This is a genomic window from Streptomyces swartbergensis (genome assembly GCF_002148965.1).
Classification (GTDB): Bacteria; Actinomycetota; Actinomycetes; order Streptomycetales; family Streptomycetaceae; genus Streptomyces; species Streptomyces swartbergensis.
This window is the reverse complement of record NZ_NGFN01000070.1, coordinates 1-19,273: the sequence shown is the minus strand read 5'-3', so window position 1 is coordinate 19,273 and position 19,273 is coordinate 1. Positions and strand designations below refer to the sequence as shown.

Here is a 19,273-nt window from a genome sequence, read left to right as displayed (position 1 = left end):
CTACGCCAGTTCCTAAAGTCCGGGCGGATCCTGCGGCCCCCGCCCGGACAGCACCTCCCCATAGGCCTGCATCAGATCCGGCAACCGCAACGTCGCCAGATCCTCCCTCCCCAGCACCCCTGGATACACGGACAACCGCAGATCCCGATACGCGCAGCTCTTCTCGTACAGCGTCCGCAGGAACCGCCCGTTGCCCAGCTCGTCGATCCACCCCTGGTCCACCACGTGCCCGGCGATGGAGCGCAGCTCGTCGAGGGCCTCCTCGTCCCACAGGTCGCCGTTCTCCGCGGCGAGCACCTTGCCGATCTCGGTGAGTTCGAGGGGCCGGTAGGAGGGGAAGTCGACGCGGGTGGTGAAGCGGGAGGACAGCCCGGGGTTGGCGGCGAGGAGGCGGTCCATGCCCTCGGGGTAGCCGGCCAGGATCACCACGAGATGGTCGCGGTTGTCCTCCGCCCGCTTCAGCAGCACCTGGAGCGCCTCGTCGCCGTAGGCGTCCCCCTTGCCGTAGCCCGAGTTGGACAGTGAGTACGCCTCGTCGACGAAGAGCACGCCGCCGAGCGCGGAGTCGATCAGTTCGTTGGCCTTCACGGCCGTCTGCCCGAGGTACTCGCCGACCAGGTCGGCCCGCTGCGCCTCCACGAGATGGTCGCCGCCGAGCAGGCCGAGGGCGTAGAAGACGCGGCCGAGGATGCGGGCGACGGTGGTCTTGCCGGTGCCGGACGGGCCGGAGAAGACGAAGTGCCGTTTGGGCGGCTGGACCGGCAGGCCCTGCCCGGCCCGCAGCCGGGCCATGTTCAGCTGTGCCGACAGCGCCTTGACCTGGCGTTTCACCGGCTCCAGACCGACCATGCGCTCAAGCTCGGCGAGCGCCTCCTCGAGTAAGGCCGGGTCGGTGGGCCCGGCGGGCAGCGACGGCGCCGGGCCGGTCCGCGAGCGCACCGCGGGGTCGGTGACCGGCGGCAGGGGAGCGGAGGCCGGCGGTTCGGGATCGGGCAGTCTCAGGTCCCGGCCCTCGGTCCCGAAGAGCGGGTCGAATCCGTCCGGGCCGTCCACGGCGTCCTGGCCGGCGCCGGTGAGCGTGATCGCCGCCAGGTCCGTGGAGTCGTCGTAACCGTCGCCCTCGGCGATCGCGGCGAGCCGGGCGGAGGTGTCCATGAAGGCCGGGTCGACGCGGTGCACGGCCCGGTACAGGGGGAGCGCGGCGGCGCTGCGGCCGGTGCCCTCGTGCGCCCGGGCCAGCCAGTAGCGCAGCTCCTTGCGCTGGGGCTGCTCGCTGCGGCAGCGCATCAGCGCGGCGGACAGCAGCGGTTCGGCCTGCCCGTACATCTCCAGGCGGACCCGGGCCATGCCGCCGAACAGACCCGCCTCGATGCCGAGCATCGGGTCGTCGAGGAGCGGGTCGGTGTGGCGGACCAGCTGCTCCCAGTCCTTGACCAGATAGGCGCGGCAGGCGTGCAGGAAGCGGACGTGGGCGTCGGTGTCCACCGGCGGCAGCCCGGCGAGGGCGCGGTCCAGCTCGGGGACGTGGCGGCCGTCCAGCCAGTGGGAGGCGTGCGCGAGCAGCAGATCGCGGGGGCTCTCCAGCACGGGCTGCACCCACCAGCCCAGCCAGTACCAGGAGTTGAGGGTGCGGCGGTAGCGGGCGCGCTGCTCCCCGAAGCGGTCCCGGTGCCGGAACATCCTGAGCAGCGCGGTCGTCGTGTCGACGCGCAGCGCGTGCAGGCCGAGCCAGCCGTCGGCCATCCCGGAGTCCATCCGCACGGCGGCGCGGAACTCCTCCTCCGCCTGCGGATAGGCGCCCATGGTGTAGGCGTCCACGCCTCGCAGCCAGGCGAGGTCGGCCGGGGCCTGCGGGCCCTGCGTGCCGAAGTCCATCACGTCCCCCACGAACCGTGTCCCCGTCGGTATGCCAACGAGCCGTCCCCCAGCCGGCTGCCCTGCTCGAACCGCTGTGCCACGGACCGGAGTTGCAAGGTGTGCGAAGCAACCGTCCGTAGGTCGCAACGAGGGCATCGTACCTGCGGGGGCGGCGCCCCCGTAGGGTGCCGCACGGTGCGTTCGGCGAGGTGGGAGCGGATGCGGCGCACTGCCGTACGGTGACCGAGGGTGAGCACTCGGCGTCGCGCGGCGCCCGGAAAACCGGAAGAAGACAGAACGAAGCCCCCGATCACGGGGGAACAACCGGGGGCTTCGCGTCTGTGGGCGGCTCCGAATGGCCGCACATTGAGAACGTAAGACCTGTACGGGCCCCCGGTCAAGCCGAGTTGAAGCACTCCGGCAAGTTGTCCCGCAAGGCCCTTCACAAGTTCAGCACACTGCGGGCGGTCCGTCACCGTGCGTGAGAGGCTGGTCCGGTCCAACAGGCCCCGCAGGTCCCGGAGTCACCTCGTATCCCTTCTCTCGCTGTCGTACCAGGAGATCGGCGAACGGCCGCGAGGGATCGTCGGCGAAATGCCGGCGTTCCGCCGGTACCCATCCGTTCCAGAACTCCCGCTGTTCCTCCCCGTCCCGCGACCGTCCCCGCGCCCAGGCCTCCTCACGGGGCAGCTCCATCCACAGCAGCAGGGCCAGGTGGGGCCGCAGCGCCCGGCGTCCCGCGCCGACGCCCTCCAGGAGGACCACCGGAGCGGGCGGCAGGGGGCGCGGCGGACCGAAGCGGCGGGCGCGCCAGTCGTAGGGGGCGTAGTGCGCGGTCCGGCCGTGGGCCAGCGGCTCGATCACCTGGTCCAGCAGGCGCCCGGTCCAGCCGAACAGTTCCTCGTGGGTGGCGATGTCGTCGAGGCGCAGCACCGGCGCGCCGCCCAGCGCCAGGGCCAAGTGCTCGGCGAACGTGGTCTTTCCGGAGCCGGCGTGCCCGTCGACGCCGACGAGACGGACCGGGCCGCAGGAAGGGGGGAGGCGGCGGATCCGGGAGGCCAGGTCGCGGACGGCGGGTCCCGGTGCGGGGCGGAAGGGCGGATTCATCTCGCGCAGCACTCTAACGACGGCGCCCTCGGTGCGTGCCAGTGGTCGACGCCAATATTGGTGGGCGTGGCGCGGGCCGAAGTGCTGGCGGGACCCGGCGGGCTGTGCTCCCATGTGGCGCATACACGGGTGCGACCGACCGTGCCACGGACCTGCCCCGCCCCTGCCCGACTCCGACTTCCGGGGGTCCCCGCCATGCGCAGAGCCGAACAGCCGTCCCGCAGAACCGTCCTGGCCGCCGCGGTCGCCGCCGCCGTCACGGCAGGCTCGGGTCCGGCGGCCGCCGACACCGAGGAGCCCATGACGACCGACACCGGGGAGCCCGCCCGCGCGGTCCCGGCCCACACCGTGGACAACCGGGCCTGGGTCTCGTACGGCGACTGGTACGCCGGCACCGCCAAGGGCACCACCGCCGTCGCGGGCGCCCGCCCGGGCGTGGTGATCGCGAGGCCGGCCGGAACCACCGACTACACGGACCCGCACACCGGCGCCACCGCCCGCTGGGAGTACGGCACCTGGACATCCCCGGCCCACCGGCTCGCCGTCCCCGCGACGGAGGCGATCGTCTCCTGGAACGCGCGCACCCCGGCCGGCACCTGGCTCCAGGCGGAGATCAAGGCCGCCTACACCGACGGCACCAGCACCCCCTGGTACGTGATGGGCCGCTGGGCGGCCGGTGACCAGGACATCCGGCGCACCTCGGTCGACGACCAGAGCGACGGCAGGAGCACCGTCTGGACCGACACCCTGGCGATCGACGATCCGTCGACAGGCCTGCGCCTCGCCTCGTACCGGTTGCGCCTGACCCTCTACCGCAAGCCCGGCACCAAGGCCACGCCCACCGTGTGGCGGCTCGGCGCGATGGGCTCCGACGTACCCGACCGGTTCACCGTCCCGGCGTCCGTGCCCGGCCTCGCCAGGGAACTGGTCGTCCCGCGGTACTCGCAGGAGATCCACAAGGGCCAGTACCCCGAGTACGACAACGGCGGCGAGGCCTGGTGCAGCCCGACGTCCTCCCAGATGATCATCGAGTACTGGGGCGGTCGGCTCACGCCGGAGCAACTGGCCTGGGTGGATCCGTCGTACGCCGATCCGCAGGTGTGCCACGCGGCCCGCTTCACCTACGACTACCAGTACGCCGGCTGCGGCAACTGGCCGTTCAACGCCGCCTACGCGGCCACGTTCAAGGACCTCCAGGCCGTGGTCACCCGGCTCAGCTCGCTCCCCGACCTGGAGACGCTGATCGCGGCGGGCATCCCGGCCATCACCTCCCAGTCGTTCCTGAAGGAGGAGCTGACCGGCGCCGGGTACGGCACCGCCGGGCACCTCATGACCGTCATCGGCTTCACCGCCGACGGCGACGTGATCGCCAACGACCCCGCCTCGGAGAGCAACGAGACCGTGCGGCGCGTCTACCGGCGGCGGGAGTACGAGAACATCTGGCTGCGGACCAAGCGGTACAACGCCTCCGGCAAGGTCGTCTCCGGCACCGGCGGCGTCTGCTACCTCTACTTCCCGGCACACCCGACCGCGGCACAGCGCAAGGCGCTCACAGCCGTGGGCGTGCGCGTGTGACCAAGCTCTCGGCCACGGAAGCCGCTCCCGATGGCAAAGTGGACGGACCCTCGGGAACTCCGTCCGCACCACGAAGCAGCGAGAACTCATGACCGCGCACTCAGTCACCGCAGCCCGCGTCCGCACCGGCGGCCCTCAGGACGACGGCCCGAAGATCGTCGAGCATGTCGCGGGCTGGACCCTCGTCGTGGTCCTCGCGATGCTCGTGACCCAGCTCGGGCTGCTGTGACCGGGCACGGCGTGCTGTGACCTGACCCCTGACCCGGCCCTCCGGCCTGCCATACTGCGGATGTCCCGCCTCGCCGCCCGTTGGAACCAGGGTCGAAATTGAATATCAGTCAACAGCCTGCCGTGCGTCCCAGAGCCCGCGGCACCGAGCGCTCGCTGGCGCGCCGTGCCGAACTCATCGCCATCGGCCGGAGGTTGTTCGCCGACACGTCCTACGACGCCCTGTCGATGGACGACATCGCCCGGCAGGCGCACGTCGCCAAAGGGCTGATCTACTACTACTTCCAGTCCAAGCGCGGCTACTACCTGGCCATCATCCAGGACTCGGTCACCGACCTGGTCACCCTGGCGGCGAGCGGACACGAACTGCCCCCGGTCGACCGGGTCCAGCGCACCATCGACAGCTATCTGCGCTACGCCGAGCACAACCAGGCCGCGTACCGCACCATCGTCAGCGGCGGCGTCGGCTTCGACACCGAGGTGCACGCCATCCGTGACGGTGTGCGCGCGGCCATCGTCGCCACCATCGCCGAGGGGGCGTACGGCCGCGTCGACATCACCCCGCTGGCGCGCATGGGCCTGCTCGCCTGGGTGTGCGGTGTCGAGGGCACCACCCTCGAATGGATCGACCGCCCCGAACTGCCCCGCGCGACCATGTGCGAGCTGCTGGTGAAGGGGCTCGGCGGCGCCCTGCGCGCGATCGAGGACCTGGACCCCGCCCACCCGGCTCCGGAGGCCGCCCGCCAGGGCGCATGAGCCGGGGGCGGAGGGACCCGTCATGGCCCCTCCGCCCCCGTCGCCAGAGCTACTTGATGGCCTTGATCAGCTCACCGCTCGCCGTGTCGCCGCTCAGCTCCCAGAAGAACGTGCCGCCCAGCCCCTGCTTGTTCTTGTAGTTCATCTTCGTCGCGATGGTCGCCGGGGTGTCGTAACTCCACCAGTCGCTGCCGCACTTGGCGTACGCCGTGCCGGCCACCGTCCCCGTCGCCGGGCACTTGGCCTTGAGCACCTTGTAGTCGTCGATGCCCTGCTCGTACGTGCCCGCCGCCGGGCCGGTCGCGGTGCCGCCGGGCGCCGACTGGGTGACGCCGGTCCAGCCGCGGCCGTAGAAGCCGATGCCGAGCAGCAGCTTCGAGGCGGGGATGCCGAGGCCCTTGAGCTTCGCGATGGTCGCCGAGCTGTGGTTGTCCGCCTTCGGTATGCCGGAGTACGAGGTCAGCGGGGAGTGCGGGGCCGTCGGGCCGGCGGCGTCCCAGGCGCCGAAGAAGTCGTACGTCATCGGGTTGTACCAGTCGACGTACGGGGCCGCGCCCGCGTAGTCCGCCGCGTCGATCTTGCCGCCCGGGGTGGCGTCAGCGGTGATCGCCGCGGTGACCAGGTTCTTCGGACCGAACTTGGCGCGCAGCGCCTGCATCAGGTTCCTGAAGGCCGCCTTGCCGCTGGTGTCGCAGGTGGCGCCGCAGGCGTTCGGGTACTCCCAGTCGATGTCGATGCCGTCGAAGACGTCGGCCCACTGGGAGTTCTCGACCAGGTCGTAGCAGGACTGGGCGAAGGCGGCCGGGTTCTTCGCGGCCTCGCCGAAGCCGGCCGACCAGGTCCAGCCGCCGAAGGACCACAGGACCTTGAGGTTCGGGTGCTTCCGCTTCAGCTCCCGCAGCTGGTTGAAGTTGCCGCGCAGCGGCTGGTCCCAGGTGTCGGCCTTGCCGTCGACGGACTCGGCGGCCGTGTAGGCCCGGTCGGTGGCGGCATAGGCGTCGCCCATCGCGCACTTGCCGCCCGTGACGTTGCCGAAGGCGTAGTTGATGTGCGTGAGCCTGGCTGCCGAGCCGGACGTCTCGATGTTCTTGACGTAGTACTTGCGGTCGTAGGTGCCCCATTCTGTGAAGTACCCGATGATCTTGGAGCCGGCGGCCTTTGTCCGGGGAGCGGCCTCGGTGTCGGCGGCGGCCTCCTGAGCCGAGGTCGCCGCGGTGGCGGAGGCGCCCGCGCCGGCCAGCAGACCGGCGCCGAGGACGGCGCAACAGGCCGCGGACACGATGGCCCGGAAGCGGGAGCGGTGGGGGGTCTGCATCCGGTGTCTCCTCATGGGGAGAGGGAACGCGCGCCGATTGGCATGAACGCGGTGAATCGGTGGAGCGAAACAGTAGAAGGACTAGACCAGTCCGGTCAATGGTTCGGACCAATTTCGCTCGCCGGGGCGCACTCGTGTATTTCTTGAAGTAAGCGGTCGTTAACTGGTGACGGGATGCCTCCGATCGGGCATACTCACAGCGCAGAGCCGCTGGTCAGCAGCTTCCGAGACCCGGGACTGCAAGCATCGGCCAGGCACCAGAACGACCCGGCGGCGCCGCCCCCACCCACGGGCCCGCCCGCCAGTGCCCGACAGGGAGGAGAGCGTCGCCATGCCCGACCGCGCCCCGCAGCCGGTGGACCGGCAACTGCCCACGGAGGAGGCCCGGGACCTGATCTCGCTCGTCCGCGACATCGCGCAGCAGGAGATCGTCCCGAAGGCGGCCGAGGAGGAGGACGCCGGCCGCTTCCCGCGCGAGCTGTTCACCCTCCTCTCCCGCTCCGGCCTGCTCGGCCTGCCGTACGACTCCGAGTACGGCGGTGGCGACCAGCCGTACGAGGTCTACCTCCAGGTCCTCGAAGAGCTCGCAGCGGCCCGTCTCACCGTCGGCCTCGGCGTGAGCGTGCACTCCCTGGCCTCCTACGCGCTCGCCGCCTACGGCACCAAGGAGCAGCAGGTCGAGCACCTGCCCGCGATGCTCGGCGGCGGCATGCTCGGCGCCTACTGCCTCTCCGAGCCGCACTCCGGCTCCGACGCGGCCGCCCTGCGCACCAAGGCGGTGCGCGACGGCGACGCCTGGGTGATCACCGGCACCAAGGCCTGGATCACGCACGGTGGGATCGCCGACTTCTACACGGTCATGGCGCGCACCGGCGAGGAGGGCCCGCGCGGCATCACCGCGTTCCTGGTGCCCGGCGACGCGCCGGGGCTCGGCGCCGCGCCCCCCGAGAAGAAGATGGGCATGAAGGGCTCGCCCACCGCCCAGGTCCACTTCGACGGCGTACGCGTCGGTGACGACCGGCGTATCGGCGAGGAGGGGCAGGGCCTCGCGATCGCCCTGTCCGCGCTCGACTCGGGGCGGCTCGGCATCGCGGCGTGCGCGATCGGCGTGGCGCAGGCGGCGCTCGATCAGGCGCTGGCGTACGCCACGGAGAGGCGCCAGTTCGGCAAGCCGATCGCCGACTTCCAGGGGCTGCGCTTCATGCTCGCCGACATGGCGACGCAGATCGAGGCGGGCCGGGCGCTCTACCTGGCGGCGGCGCGGCTGCGGGACGCGGGCCGGCCGTTCGCCATGCAGGCGGCCATGGCCAAGCTGCACTGCACCGACACGGCGATGCGGGTCACCACCGACGCCGTGCAGATCCTCGGCGGCTACGGCTACACCGCGGACTTCCCGGCGGAGCGCTACATGCGCGAGGCGAAGGTGCTCCAGATCGTCGAGGGCACCAACCAGATCCAGCGGATGGTCATCGCCCGCCATCTCGTGGGTCCAGGGGGACGCTGAACTGGTCGAGGCCGCGCCAGGGCGCCGCGAGCCGCATCCACTCCGGGTCGTGCCGGCCCGGAAGAGTGCGGCCGCGCTCGGCCCAGGCCCGCATCAGGTCGCGGTAGATCGGCGGGTCCTGATAGCGCGGCGCGGTCGGCCGAACCGATTCTGCGGGCGGCGGGACGAACAGGAGGCGTTGACGCCCGGTCGCTGAGGAGATGGGGGTCATACCAGGGCAACGCGGAAGAGGCCGGACAGGTCACCCGCGGGCGGAATCGGGCGTGCGTTCAAGGGTGTTGCTGGGCCCGGATTCGCGTCCGGTAAGGGTGTTGCTGCGCCAGGATTCGCGTCCGGTGGTGACCTGGACCCGGACGCACTGATCCCGCACCACGGCAGACTGTGAGCCGTGGTGCGGGGCAGTCACTGGGATGGAGCGAGCGGGCGAAGAAGGCCCGCGCTCAGGCCGCTTGGCGGCGCATGACGGGGACCCTGATGGGGCGTGAGCCCGGGCCGCCGACGTGCGAGAAGGGCTGCGTCCGCCAGTCGAGTCCCTGAGGGAGCGTCAACAGCAGGGCGGTGTCCTGCTCCTGAGGTTCGACGGACTCGTCCGCGGGGCGGGCGTCCGTGGCCCGGCGGCCGGTGCCGGCGCAGACCGTGAGTCCGAACGGGTTCCACGGCGAGGCGCACAGCGCGTGCTCCGGCAGCACCTCCTCATCCGCCAGCAGGGCGATTGGCTGTGCGCAGTCCGGGCAGACGACCCGGAACATCTCGAAGGTGTCGTAGGCGTCGAGTTCGTCGTCGAAGGTGTCGGGTTCGACGCCCTCCGGCTCGGGCTCGACGACGAGCTGCTGCCGCTTGGGTGCGGTGCGACCTGGGCGCTTAAGACTCTGCATTGGGTTCTCCCCCTCGGGCTGGGCCGTATCAGGCACTGCGGCCTCGACCACAGCAAGCACTTCCCGTCCCCCCTGGGCGGTAATCACGAGAACATTACGGAGACTGTTCGAGCCCTGTGGCGTTCGTCACATGCCGCACGCAGGTGCCCACTGCGGTGGGTTTGTCCCCCGGACGGCTGACGGTCGCCGCCGGCCAGATCACGAACCGGTCATGGCCCGGGCCGCTCTGGTATCCGAGGAGATCAACCGCACTGTAGGTTCTTGCGCCATGGAGGAGCTGGACCGACAGATCGTGCAGCTGCTCGTCAAGGACGGGCGGATGAGCTACACCGACCTGGGCAAGGCCACGGGCCTGTCCACGTCGGCCGTGCACCAGCGGGTGCGCCGGCTGGAACAGCGTGGCGTCATCCGCGGTTATGCCGCGGTCGTCGACCCGGAGGCCGTCGGTCTGCCCATGACCGCGTTCATCTCGGTCAAGCCCTTCGACCCCAGCGCGCCCGACGACATCGCGGACCGCCTCGCGGACGTGCCCGAGATCGAGGCGTGCCACAGCGTCGCCGGCGACGAGAACTACATCCTCAAGGTGCGGGTCGCGACACCGCACGAGCTGGAGGAACTGCTCGCGCGGGTGCGGTCGTTGGCCGGGGTGTCCACGCGGACGACGGTGGTGCTGTCCACGCCGTACGAGGCGCGGCCGCCCAGGATCTGACCGGTGGTTCCACCCCTTCCCTGGGCGTGGAAGCGAGGCCTGTGAAACTGTGCTCCATGAGTGAGTCCAGTACGCCGCCCCAGACCGTTCTTCTCCGTCGCGGAGAGGTCCACAGCCCTGCTGATCCGTTCGCCACCGCGATGGTCGTCGAGCGAGGGCAGGTCGCCTGGGTCGGTTCCGAGGGTGCCGCCGACGCCTTCGCGGACGGGGTCGACGAGGTAGTCGATCTCGACGGAGCGCTGGTCACCCCCGCGTTCACGGACGCGCATGTGCACACCACGGCCACCGGTCTCGCCCTGACCGGGCTCGACCTGTCGACCGCTCCCTCCCTGGAAGCCGCCCTCGCCCTCGTACGGGACTTCGCCGCCGCGCGTCCGGAGGACCGTGTGCTGCTCGGACACGGCTGGGACACCGCCCGCTGGCCCGGCGGCCGTCCCCCGACGCGCGCCGAACTCGACGAGGCCACCGGCCACCGGCCCCTCTACCTCAGCCGGATCGACGTCCACTCGGCGGTCGTCACGACGGCCCTGCTCGACCTGGTCCCCGACGCCCCCCGCGAGGACGGACCGCTCACCGCCGACGCCCACCACGCCGTCCGCGCCGCCGCGTTCGCGGCCGTGACGCCCCGGCAGCGCACCGACGCCCAGCGCGCCGCCCTCGCGCACGCCGCCTCGCTCGGCATCGGCACGATCCACGAGTGCGGCGGCCCTGAGATCTCCTGCGAGGACGACTTCACCGGCCTGCTGCGCCTCGCCGCCGAGGAGCCCGGTCCGCGCGTCGTCGGCTACTGGGCCGAGGAGGACGTCGCCAAGGCCCGGGAGCTGGGCGCGACCGGCGCCGCGGGCGACCTGTTCGTCGACGGCTCCCTCGGCTCGCACACGGCCTGCCTGCACCAGCCGTACGCCGACGCCGGCCACACCGGCCGGGCCTACCTGGACACCGCCGCCGTCGCCGCCCACGTCGTGGCCTGTACGGAGGCGGGCCTCCAGGCCGGCTTCCACGCCATCGGCGACGCGGCCGTGGACTGCGTGGTCGAGGGTGTGCGGGCCGCCGCCGAGAAGGTCGGTCTCGCCCGGGTCCGGGCCGCCCGCCACCGGGTCGAGCACGCCGAGATGCTCACGCCCGAGGCCGTCGCGGCCTTCGCCGAGCTCGGTCTCACCGCCTCCGTCCAGCCCGCCTTCGACGCCCTGTGGGGTGGCGAGGACGGCATGTACGCACAGCGGCTCGGGGTCGAGCGGGCGCGTGCGCTGAACCCCTACGCGGCGCTGCTGCGCGCCGGCGTGCCGCTCGCCTTCGGCTCCGACAGCCCCGTCACCCCCCTCGACCCCTGGGGCACGGTGCGAGCCGCCGCCTTCCACCGCACGCCGGAGCACCGCGTCTCCRTGCGCGCCGCGTTCACGGCGCACACGCGCGGCGGATGGCGGGCCGTCGGACGCGACGACGCGGGCGTTCTGGCTCCGGGTGCGCCCGCCGACTACGCGGTGTGGCGCACCGGCGAACTCGTGGTCCAAGCCCCGGACGACCGGGTCGCCCGCTGGTCCACGGACCCCCGCTCCGGCACCCCCGGCCTGCCCGATCTGACCCCTGGCCACGACCTGCCCGTCTGTCTGCGCACCGTGGTGGGGGGACGCTCGGTCTTCGTACGGCCGGGCGAGTGATCTACGGGGGTGGCGCGCGGGCGATCGTGCGCCGCGCCCCCGTCGCGCGACCTGCGCATCCTCCGCGCTGACCAGGGCTTTGCCGGGATATGCGCAGGTCAAACGGCTGTTGACAGGCGGCCGCAGGAGGCCGGTAGGTTCGGCCGAGTCCACCGCCGGACGCCCGACCGGGGAACGTCCGCGCACTCGCCGCAGCGCCGCCGGGTCAGGGACGGTGTGCCGCACCGGGGCACCGCCACTGGGAGCCAGGCTCAGGCCGGCACGGCGCCGAGGCAGCGTTCCGGCCGGTCGGGGAGGTGTGACCCGGGTGGGGCCCGGGAGCTCAGTAGACAACGGCTTTCGGTCGATCCGCAGCCAGCGGATCCCAGGTCGGCCCGAAGGGCACCGGGCCCCCATCCGCCGTACGCTCCCACCCGAAGGCGCATTCTTACCCGCGTCTTGCGGATTCGACACCACCATTCGAACGTCCTGTCACGTCATCGCAGGCCGGGCCCACTATGGTGGATCCCTGCGTACGGACATGAAGGGGCATCAGTGAACGACGGCGACGGAACCCTCGCGGCAGGAGCCCAGGGGAGGAAGTTCGGCCCGCTCGGCACGGCCTTGGTGATCATCCCGACCTACAACGAGGCGGAGAACATCAAGAGCATCGTCGGCCGGGTACGCGAGGCCGTCCCCGAGGCGCACGTACTCGTGGCCGACGACAACAGCCCGGACGGCACCGGCAAGCTGGCCGACGAGCTGACCGTCGACGACGACCACGTCCACGTGCTGCACCGCAAGGGCAAGGAGGGCCTGGGCGCCGCCTACCTCGCGGGCTTCCGCTGGGGCCTGGAGCGCGACTACGGCGTGCTGATCGAGATGGACGCCGACGGCTCCCACCAGCCCGAGGAACTGCCCCGTCTGCTCACCGCCCTGAAGAGCGCCGATCTGGTGCTCGGCTCGCGCTGGGTGCCCGGCGGCCGGGTGGTGAACTGGCCGAAGTCCCGCGAGGTGATCTCCCGGGGCGGCAGCCTCTACTCCCGGCTGGCGCTCGATCTGCCGCTGCGCGACATCACCGGCGGCTACCGCGCCTTCCGCCGCGAGACCCTGGAGGGTCTCGGCCTCGACGAGGTCGCCTCCCAGGGCTACTGCTTCCAGGTCGACCTCGCCCGCCGCGCGGTCAGGGCCGGCTACCACGTCGTGGAGGTGCCCATCACCTTCGTCGAGCGCGAGCACGGCGACTCCAAGATGAGCCGCGACATCCTCGTCGAGGCACTGTGGCGGGTCACGGCGTGGGGCGTCGGGGAGCGGGTCGGGAAGGTCACGGGCCGCGGCGGCAAGCCGTCGAAGCCGTAACCCGACCGGGCGGCTTCCGGGCGCGCCGCTCACAGGAACAGCTGATCGCGGCCTTATCCCGTGCTGAGCCGGGTCCAGGCACACTGGAAGCATGACGACTGGCGCTCAGACCCCCACGTATCCCGCCCGGCCTCGGCGCTCCCGGCTGCGCACGTTGCTGCCGCTGGGCATCGCCGCGTGGCTCGTGCTGGAGATCTGGCTGCTCACGATGGTCGCGGGGGCGTCGAGCGGGCTGGTGGTCTTCCTCGTCCTGGTGGCGGGCTTCATCCTCGGCTCGGTCGTCATCAAGCGGGCCGGCCGGCGGGCCTTCCGCAAGCTCTCCGAGGCGCTGCAACAGCAGCAGAGCGGCGTGATGCCCGCGGCGGCCCGGCCGAACAGCGAGGGCAACGGTCTGATGATGCTGGGCGGACTGCTGCTGATGATCCCCGGCCTGGTGTCGGACGCGGTGGGCCTGCTTCTGCTGCTGCCCCCGGTCCAGAAGGCCGTGAGCCGCTCCGCCGAGCGCACCTTCGAGCGCAAGCTCCGCGAGGCCGACCCGGGCACCCTGGGCGGCGCCTTCCAGCAGGCCCGCATGCACCGCCCCGACGGCAAGGTCGTCCAGGGCGAGGTCATCAGGGACGAGCCGGGCGACACACCACAGGGACCGCGCCCGCCGCTGACGCACTGAGGGTCCCGGCATCCGGGCGCATTGCAGCACTGCGCACTGGCAGAGGCCACAGGGGTGTGGTCGCACTGACAGAGGCCGCAGGGCGGCGTAGTCGCAGGAGCGCACGACAAAAACCGCGGGCGCCGCACTTCACGTACGGCGTCCGCGGTCCTTGACGCGCTGTTAACTTTCGGCCAGACCCCGGAGGGACTTACGCCGACTTGCGGCTGTCTCGGGGATGAACCGCGATGTTCATCGCACCGGAGCGCAGAACCGCCAGGCGCTCCTCGAGGACCTCTTCGAGCTCCTCACGGGTGCGCCGCTCCATCAGCATGTCCCAATGCGTACGCGCGGGCTTGGCCTTCTTCTCTTCCGGGCCGTCGCCGTCCACGAGGAGTGCCTGGGCCCCGCAGACCTTGCACTCCCACTCCGGCGGGATCTCCGCCTCGACCGAGAAGGGCATCTCAAACCGGTGCCCCTTCTCGCATGCGTACTCCACGGCCTGGCGCGGGGCCAGGTCGATGCCGCGGTCCGTCTCGTAGCTGGTCACCACGAGGCGCGTGCCGCGAAGAGCTCGCTCACTCATGAATCGTGCCTCCCGGGCTTGTCGCCCACAGGACAGGTGTCGCTGTCGTCGTCATCCGGTCAACGTCCGGTCGGCGGTAAAGATTCCCGTTCCGAGTCGCGTTCCGGGTCATGCGTCGCCGTCGTAGCCGCCCTTGTTGTACCCACCAGCGCCCGGTTTGTCACATCTGCTAGCAGATGTAACCCAGCGTTTCGGCATCTTTGACGCGCAGTAACGGTACGCCTGGCAGGCCAAACGCGTACACTACAGCCCTTTCGCGCCGAGTACTAAATCCTGTCCGGAACCGGGTTCCCCGCTTCTTCGATCGCACGCCGCACCGGAACGCGCGCCAGCAGGGCGAACCCGATGACGAAGAAGCCCACCAGCGAGATGATCGCGTCCCGGTAACTCCCGGTCAGCTGATAGGTGAGCCCGAACAGCAGCGGCCCGAGCCAGCTCATTCCGCGGTCGCTCATCTCGTACGCGGAGAAGTATTCGGCCTCTTTGCCGGGCGGGACGAGATGGGAGAACAGGGACCGGGACAGCGCCTGGCTGCCGCCGAGGACCAGGCCGATGCCGGCGGCCAGGACGAAGAACCACACCGGCGCACCGGCGGGCAGGAAGTACCCGGCCGCCAGCGTCAGCGTCCAGGCGACCAGCGAGCCGAGGATCGTGCGTTTGGCCCCGTAGGCCCGGGCCAGCCGGCCCATCGTCAGCGCGCCCGCCACCGCCAGCACCTGCACGAGCAGGATGGCGCCGATCAGGGTGGACTGCCCGAGGCCGAGTTCCTCGGAGCCGTAGACCGAGGCCTGGGAGATCACCGTCTGGATGCCGTCGTTGTAGACGAGGTACGCGAGCAGGAAGGCGAGGGTCAGCGGGTGGCGGCGCATGTCGCGGACGGTCGCCGCGAGCTGCCGGAACCCGGGCAGGGCCGCCTCCCGCGTGGCGGACCCGCGATCGCGCAGCCTCCGGAGCGGGATCAGGGCGAACGCGCCCCACCACAGACCGGCCGACGCCAGGCAGATGCGGACCGCCGTGCTCTCGGAGACGCCGAAGCTGTCGTGCCCCGTGTAGAGGACCAGGTTGACGACGAGGACCAGCGAGCCCGCCGCGTAGCCGAAGGCCCAGCCGCGGGAGGAGACCGCGTCCCGCTGCTCGGGCGGGGCGATCTGCGGCAGGTAGGAGTTGTAGAGCATCATCGCCACCGACTGCGCCGCGTTGGCGACGATCAGGAGCGCCCCGCCGAGCAGGTAGCGGTCGCCGTCCAGGAAGAACATGGCCGTCGTGGCCGTGGCTCCCAGGTAGGCGGCGGCCGCGAGGAGGGGCTTCTTGCGGCCGGTGCGGTCGGCGGCGGCGCCCACGAGCGGCATCACCAGCACGGCCACGATCACCGACAGGGACACCGAGTACGCGAAGAAGGACCCGGCGCGCACCGGGATCCCGAGGGGGTGGACGTACCCGTCGGCGTCGGCCGCCGACTCGGCGACCGATGTCAGATACGGACCGAGGAAGACGGTGAGCACGCTCGTCGAGTAGACGGAGCACGCCCAGTCGTAGAAGTACCAGCCGCGCTGCTCGCGTTTGAGATCCTCGGCCGGCGCTGTCCGCACGGTGTCGGTGCCCACCCGTGCCCTCGCTTCCCCGTGAACGCGCAGGGGCGCCGGGCCGGGGTCTCAGATCCAGACGCCGCGGTCCTCCATGACCTTGCGCAACGTGTCGATGTGATCGGTCATGATGCCATCCACGCCGAGGTCCAGAAGCCGGTGCATGCTCTCGGGGTCGTTGACGGTCCACACGTGCACCTGGAGGCCGCGCGCGTGGGCGGCGCGGAGGAAGCGGTGGTCCACGACCTGGATGCCGGACTGGATCTCGGGGACCTGGGCGGCGACCGCCGAGCGGCGCACCGCCGCGGGCAGCCCCCAGGAGCGCAGCCGCAGGTTGAGCACGCCACGGGTGCCGTACGAGGTGGCCAGGCGCGGGCCGGCCAGCCGCTGGGCGCGCACCACGCGGGCCTCGGAGAACGAGCCGAGGCAGATCCGGTCCCAGGCGTTCGTCCGGCCGACCAGGTCGAGGAAGGGCATCAGGGCGGCCTCCGCCTTGACGTCGACGTTCCACCGCACATCGGGGAACGTCTCCAGGAGTTCCTCGAAGAGCGGCACCGGTTCCTGGCCCGCCACGCGCGCGTGGCGCACCTCCTGCCACGGAAGGTCGGCGATCCGGCCCGCGCCGTCCGTCACCCGGTCCAGGGTCGCGTCGTGGAAGGCGACGAGCTTGCCGTCCCGGGTGGCGTGGACGTCGGTCTCGATGTACCGGTAACCCGCCTCGACGGCGCACCGGAACTGCCGCGCGGTGTTCTCCAGGCCGTCCGCGGCCCCGCCCCGGTGGGCGAAGGCGATCGGGCCGGGATGGTCGAGATAGGGGTGGCGTATCCGCGGGGTCACGGACGCAGTATCGCTCCTCGGGGTTGACCGATGGCAACGACTGCGCTGCCGCCGGATGCCGAGGGGACGGCGAACACACGCAGGAAGAGCTGGGCGAGCGGGCCGATCGCCACCGCGTACAGGAGGGTGCCGAAGCCGACGGTGCCGCCCAGGGCGAAACCGGTCGCCACGACCGTGAACTCGATGACCGTGCGCACCAGGCGGATCGAGACCCCCGTGCGCTGGTGCAGTCCCGTCATCAGGCCGTCGCGCGGGCCCGGGCCGAAACGCGCCGCGATGTACAGGCCGGTCGCCGCGCCGTTCAGGACGATCCCCGCCACCATCAGCCCCACGCGGAGCGTCCAGCCGTGAGCGTCGGGCACCAGGGCCAGTGTCGCGTCCATCGCCATGCCGATGACCAGCACATTGGAGACGGTGCCCAGGCCCGGCCGCTGGCGCAGCGGGATCCACGCGAGCAGCACCGCGGCGCCCACGATGGTCAGCATGACGCCGATCGACAGACCGGTCCGCTCGGCGAGGCCCTGGTGCAGCACGTTCCACGGCTCCAGCCCGAGCCCCGACCTGACGAGCAGCGCCGAACTCGCCCCGTACAGCGCGAGACCGGCGTAGAGCTGCGTCAGTCGTCGGACCAGACGCCCCTGTGTGGCCATGATGTGCCCCCCCTGTGGTGGTAGTGGCCTGCTGCATGACACCCTGTGGCTTGGACGGAGATGCCATCCATGGCCAATCCGGGGAAGGTGGACTGATTCTCATGGCGCAGTGGACCTCGGCCGTGGGTGCGGCGCAGCTCGCACGGTTGCTCAACTCCCAGCAGGACCGCCCGGCGGGGCCCGGCACGCGCCGGCCGCCCGCCTACCGCGCGCTCGCCGACGGCATCCGTCTGCTGGTGCTCGAAGGGCGGGTCCCGGTGGCCGCCCGGCTGCCCGCCGAGCGGGAACTCGCCCTCTCCCTGTCCGTCAGCCGCACGACGGTCGCCGCCGCGTACGAGGCGCTGCGCAGCGAGGGCTTCCTGGAGTCCCGGCGCGGGGCGGGCAGCTGGACCGCCGTACCGGCCGGGAACCCGCTGCCCGCGCGCGGCCTGGAACCCCTGCCGCCCGAGGCCCTCGGCTCGATGATCGACCTGGGCTGTGCGGCGCTTCCGGCCCCCGAGCCATGGCTCACCCGGGCCGTGCAGGGCGCGCTGGAGGAACTCCCGCCGTACGCGCACACGCACGGCGACTATCCCGCCGGGCTGCCCGCGCTGCGGTCGATGATCGCCGAGCGCTACACCGCGCGCGGGATCCCGACCATGCCCGAGCAGATCATGGTGACGACTGGGGCGATGGGCGCGATCGACGCGATCTGCCATCTGTTCGCCGGGCGGGGCGAGCGCATCGCCGTCGAGTCGCCCTCGTACGCCAACATCCTTCAGCTGATGCGGGAGGCCGGGGCCCGGCTCGTGCCCGTCGCGATGGCCGAGGGGCTCGCCGGATGGGACATGGACCGCTGGCGGCAGGTCCTGCGGGACGCCGCGCCCCGGATCGCGTACGTCGTCGCCGACTTCCACAACCCGACCGGTGCGCTCGCCGACGAGGATCAGCGGCGGCGGCTGGTCGACGCGGCCAGGTCCGCGGGGACCGTGCTGATAGCCGACGAGACGATGACCGAGCTGTGGCTCGACCCGGACGTGCGGATGCCGCGGCCGGTGTGTGCCTTCGACCCGGCCGGGTCGACGGTGATCACCGTGGGGTCGGCGAGCAAGGCCTTCTGGGCCGGGATGCGCATCGGCTGGGTGCGGGCCGCGCCGGACGTGATCCGCAGCCTGGTCGCGGCGCGGGCGTACGCGGATCTCGGTACGCCGGTGCTGGAGCAGCTGGCCGTCAACTGGCTGTTCGGCACGGACGGCTGGGAGCAGGCCGTGGAGGTGCGGCGAGAGCAGGCGCGGCAGAACCGGGACGAGATCGTGGCGGCGGTGCGGCGCGAGTTGCCCGATTGGGAGTTCGAGGTGCCGCGGGGTGGGCTGACGCTGTGGGTGCGCACGGGCGGTCTGTCCGGGTCGCGGCTCGCGGAGGCCGGGGAGCGGGTGGGCGTGCGGGTGCCGTCCGGGCCGCGGTTCGGGGTGGACGGGGCGTTCGAGGGGTATGTGCGGTTGCCGTTTACCGTGGGGGGTGCGGTGGCTGAGGAGGCGGCCGCGCGGCTGGCCGCGGCGGCGCGGATCGTGGAGGACGGAGGCGTGGGGGCCGGCGAATCGCCGCGTACGTTCGTGGCGTAGCCCGCGATTGCCGCGGCCGGCCCGTTCGGGTGACCGCGGCTAGGACGTCTTCGTGGGGTTCGTCAGTACCGGTACGGGCTTTCGTTCCGTCGGTTCCGTCAGTACGGGTACCGGCTTTCGTTCCGTCGGTTCCGTCGGTTCCGTCAGTACCGGTACGGGCTCGGGTGCCACCGGCTCGGGCTCGGGCTCGGGCTCCGGCACCGGCTCCGTCCGGGGTTCGACCGGCTCCGCTTCCCCGTGTGCCGGGTCCGGATCTGGCACCGTCTCCCCGTCCGCCGGTGTCGTGCGGGGCGGGAGGAGGTCCAGTACCGCCTGGCGGTGGGCGTCGGAGGTGGCGTCGTCGTAGGGGTTGGGTGTGGCCGGGACCTGGAGGCGGTGGACCGGGCCCGTTCCAAGGCGGGCGTACCCGCGGCCGGGTGGGACCTGGTCGACGGGGGTGGTGTGCGGG

18 protein-coding genes and 1 pseudogene are annotated in these 19,273 nt (G+C 71.8%); 9 read left to right on the top strand and 10 right to left on the bottom strand.

The window, feature by feature from the left end; translation table 11 throughout:
* Positions 1-12: 12 nt before the first annotated feature.
* On the bottom strand, positions 13-1,875 hold the full coding sequence (locus tag CA983_RS14045; protein WP_086601223.1) for an AAA family ATPase: 1,863 nt from the start codon (positions 1,873-1,875) through the stop codon (positions 13-15).
* A 432-nt stretch (positions 1,876-2,307) separates the two neighbouring features.
* Positions 2,308-2,964 (bottom strand): uridine kinase family protein, encoded by a 657-nt coding sequence (locus CA983_RS14040; RefSeq protein WP_086601232.1) that lies wholly within the window; start codon positions 2,962-2,964, stop codon positions 2,308-2,310.
* A 195-nt stretch (positions 2,965-3,159) separates the two neighbouring features.
* Here CA983_RS14040 and CA983_RS14035 point away from each other — a divergent pair, with 195 nt between their 5' ends.
* The 3 genes from CA983_RS14035 to CA983_RS14030 all read left to right on the top strand — a co-directional run bounded on the left by CA983_RS14035 (position 3,160) and on the right by CA983_RS14030 (position 5,523).
* Complete coding sequence (locus CA983_RS14035) at positions 3,160-4,539, top strand: peptidase C39 family protein (protein ID WP_086601222.1); 1,380 nt, start codon at positions 3,160-3,162, stop codon at positions 4,537-4,539.
* Between the two features lie 88 nt (positions 4,540-4,627).
* Entirely contained in the window at positions 4,628-4,768 is a 141-nt protein-coding gene (locus tag CA983_RS45100) for an SCO1431 family membrane protein (RefSeq protein WP_107500236.1), read from the top strand.
* Between the two features lie 98 nt (positions 4,769-4,866).
* Positions 4,867-5,523 (top strand): TetR/AcrR family transcriptional regulator, encoded by a 657-nt coding sequence (locus CA983_RS14030; protein ID WP_086601221.1) that lies wholly within the window; start codon positions 4,867-4,869, stop codon positions 5,521-5,523.
* Between the two features lie 49 nt (positions 5,524-5,572).
* Here the strand turns inward: CA983_RS14030 and CA983_RS14025 are convergent, their stop codons facing one another.
* Positions 5,573-6,838, bottom strand: coding sequence for a glycoside hydrolase family 18 protein (locus CA983_RS14025; protein ID WP_086601220.1), 1,266 nt, complete (start codon positions 6,836-6,838; stop codon positions 5,573-5,575).
* 331 nt (positions 6,839-7,169) lie between these two features.
* On the opposite strand from CA983_RS14025, the gene CA983_RS14020 reads away from it, so the two are divergent.
* Entirely contained in the window at positions 7,170-8,342 is a 1,173-nt protein-coding gene (locus tag CA983_RS14020) for an acyl-CoA dehydrogenase family protein (protein WP_086601219.1), read from the top strand.
* Here the strand turns inward: CA983_RS14020 and CA983_RS49515 are convergent.
* Both CA983_RS49515 and CA983_RS14010 read right to left on the bottom strand, forming a co-directional pair.
* Positions 8,305-8,553: a hypothetical protein gene (locus tag CA983_RS49515; RefSeq protein ID WP_086601218.1), complete on the bottom strand. Its 249-nt coding sequence runs from the start codon at positions 8,551-8,553 to the stop codon at positions 8,305-8,307. The two genes, CA983_RS14020 and CA983_RS49515, sit on opposite strands and share 38 nt — an antisense overlap.
* Positions 8,554-8,782: 229 nt before the next feature.
* Positions 8,783-9,217, bottom strand: a complete 435-nt coding sequence (locus CA983_RS14010) for a hypothetical protein (protein ID WP_086601217.1) — start codon at positions 9,215-9,217, stop codon at positions 8,783-8,785.
* Between the two features lie 268 nt (positions 9,218-9,485).
* Here CA983_RS14010 and CA983_RS14005 point away from each other — a divergent pair, with 268 nt between their 5' ends.
* From CA983_RS14005 to fxsA, 4 genes are all read left to right on the top strand, one after another.
* The gene (locus tag CA983_RS14005; protein ID WP_010046337.1) at positions 9,486-9,926 is read left to right on the top strand and encodes an Lrp/AsnC family transcriptional regulator; all 441 of its coding nucleotides are present in this window, start codon (positions 9,486-9,488) and stop codon (positions 9,924-9,926) included.
* Between the two features lie 56 nt (positions 9,927-9,982).
* Positions 9,983-11,584, top strand: coding sequence for an amidohydrolase (locus CA983_RS14000; protein ID WP_086601216.1), 1,602 nt, complete (start codon positions 9,983-9,985; stop codon positions 11,582-11,584).
* Between the two features lie 534 nt (positions 11,585-12,118).
* Positions 12,119-12,922 (top strand): polyprenol monophosphomannose synthase, encoded by an 804-nt coding sequence (locus tag CA983_RS13995; protein ID WP_086601215.1) that lies wholly within the window; start codon positions 12,119-12,121, stop codon positions 12,920-12,922.
* A 91-nt stretch (positions 12,923-13,013) separates the two neighbouring features.
* Positions 13,014-13,589 carry an FxsA family membrane protein gene (gene fxsA, locus CA983_RS13990; protein WP_086601214.1) on the top strand — a complete coding sequence of 192 codons (576 nt, stop codon included), beginning with the start codon at positions 13,014-13,016 and terminating at the stop codon, positions 13,587-13,589.
* 190 nt (positions 13,590-13,779) lie between these two features.
* Here fxsA and CA983_RS13985 read toward each other — a convergent pair whose 3' ends face one another.
* From CA983_RS13985 to yczE, 4 genes are all read right to left on the bottom strand, one after another.
* Positions 13,780-14,154, bottom strand: a complete 375-nt coding sequence (locus tag CA983_RS13985; RefSeq protein WP_003977404.1) for an RNA polymerase-binding protein RbpA — start codon at positions 14,152-14,154, stop codon at positions 13,780-13,782.
* 266 nt (positions 14,155-14,420) lie between these two features.
* Positions 14,421-15,758, bottom strand: coding sequence for an MFS transporter (locus CA983_RS13980; protein ID WP_107500235.1), 1,338 nt, complete (start codon positions 15,756-15,758; stop codon positions 14,421-14,423).
* A gap of 48 nt (positions 15,759-15,806) precedes the next feature.
* Positions 15,807-16,574, bottom strand: a complete 768-nt coding sequence (locus CA983_RS13975; protein ID WP_086601213.1) for a glycerophosphodiester phosphodiesterase family protein — start codon at positions 16,572-16,574, stop codon at positions 15,807-15,809.
* Positions 16,571-17,224 carry a membrane protein YczE gene (yczE, locus tag CA983_RS13970; RefSeq protein WP_086601212.1) on the bottom strand — a complete coding sequence of 218 codons (654 nt, stop codon included), beginning with the start codon at positions 17,222-17,224 and terminating at the stop codon, positions 16,571-16,573. Before yczE ends, CA983_RS13975 begins: the two co-directional genes overlap by 4 nt.
* A gap of 101 nt (positions 17,225-17,325) precedes the next feature.
* Here yczE and CA983_RS13965 point away from each other — a divergent pair, with 101 nt between their 5' ends.
* Complete coding sequence (locus CA983_RS13965) at positions 17,326-18,825, top strand: SCO1417 family PLP biosynthesis transcription factor (protein WP_086601211.1); 1,500 nt, start codon at positions 17,326-17,328, stop codon at positions 18,823-18,825.
* Positions 18,826-18,864: 39 nt separating this feature from the next.
* Here CA983_RS13965 and CA983_RS13960 read toward each other — a convergent pair.
* A pseudogene (locus CA983_RS13960) lies at positions 18,865-19,273 on the bottom strand (hypothetical protein); the annotation flags it as partial.

What these genes read in the sequence shown, in the direction of transcription:
- CA983_RS14020 (WP_086601219.1), top strand. Translation starts at nt 7,170, where the DNA reads ATGCCCGACCGCGCCCCGCAGCCGGTGGACCGGCAACTGCCCACGGAG.
- CA983_RS14005 (WP_010046337.1), top strand. Translation starts at nt 9,486, where the DNA reads ATGGAGGAGCTGGACCGACAGATCGTGCAGCTGCTCGTCAAGGACGGG.
- CA983_RS14045 (WP_086601223.1), bottom strand. Translation starts at nt 1,875, where the DNA reads ATGGACTTCGGCACGCAGGGCCCGCAGGCCCCGGCCGACCTCGCCTGG.
- CA983_RS14010 (WP_086601217.1), bottom strand. Translation starts at nt 9,217, where the DNA reads ATGCAGAGTCTTAAGCGCCCAGGTCGCACCGCACCCAAGCGGCAGCAG.
- fxsA (WP_086601214.1), top strand. Translation starts at nt 13,014, where the DNA reads ATGACGACTGGCGCTCAGACCCCCACGTATCCCGCCCGGCCTCGGCGC.
- CA983_RS45100 (WP_107500236.1), top strand. Translation starts at nt 4,628, where the DNA reads ATGACCGCGCACTCAGTCACCGCAGCCCGCGTCCGCACCGGCGGCCCT.
- yczE (WP_086601212.1), bottom strand. Translation starts at nt 17,224, where the DNA reads ATGGCCACACAGGGGCGTCTGGTCCGACGACTGACGCAGCTCTACGCC.
- CA983_RS13965 (WP_086601211.1), top strand. Translation starts at nt 17,326, where the DNA reads ATGGCGCAGTGGACCTCGGCCGTGGGTGCGGCGCAGCTCGCACGGTTG.
- CA983_RS13985 (WP_003977404.1), bottom strand. Translation starts at nt 14,154, where the DNA reads ATGAGTGAGCGAGCTCTTCGCGGCACGCGCCTCGTGGTGACCAGCTAC.
- CA983_RS14040 (WP_086601232.1), bottom strand. Translation starts at nt 2,964, where the DNA reads ATGAATCCGCCCTTCCGCCCCGCACCGGGACCCGCCGTCCGCGACCTG.
- CA983_RS14025 (WP_086601220.1), bottom strand. Translation starts at nt 6,838, where the DNA reads ATGCAGACCCCCCACCGCTCCCGCTTCCGGGCCATCGTGTCCGCGGCC.
- CA983_RS49515 (WP_086601218.1), bottom strand. Translation starts at nt 8,553, where the DNA reads ATGACCCCCATCTCCTCAGCGACCGGGCGTCAACGCCTCCTGTTCGTC.
- CA983_RS14035 (WP_086601222.1), top strand. Translation starts at nt 3,160, where the DNA reads ATGCGCAGAGCCGAACAGCCGTCCCGCAGAACCGTCCTGGCCGCCGCG.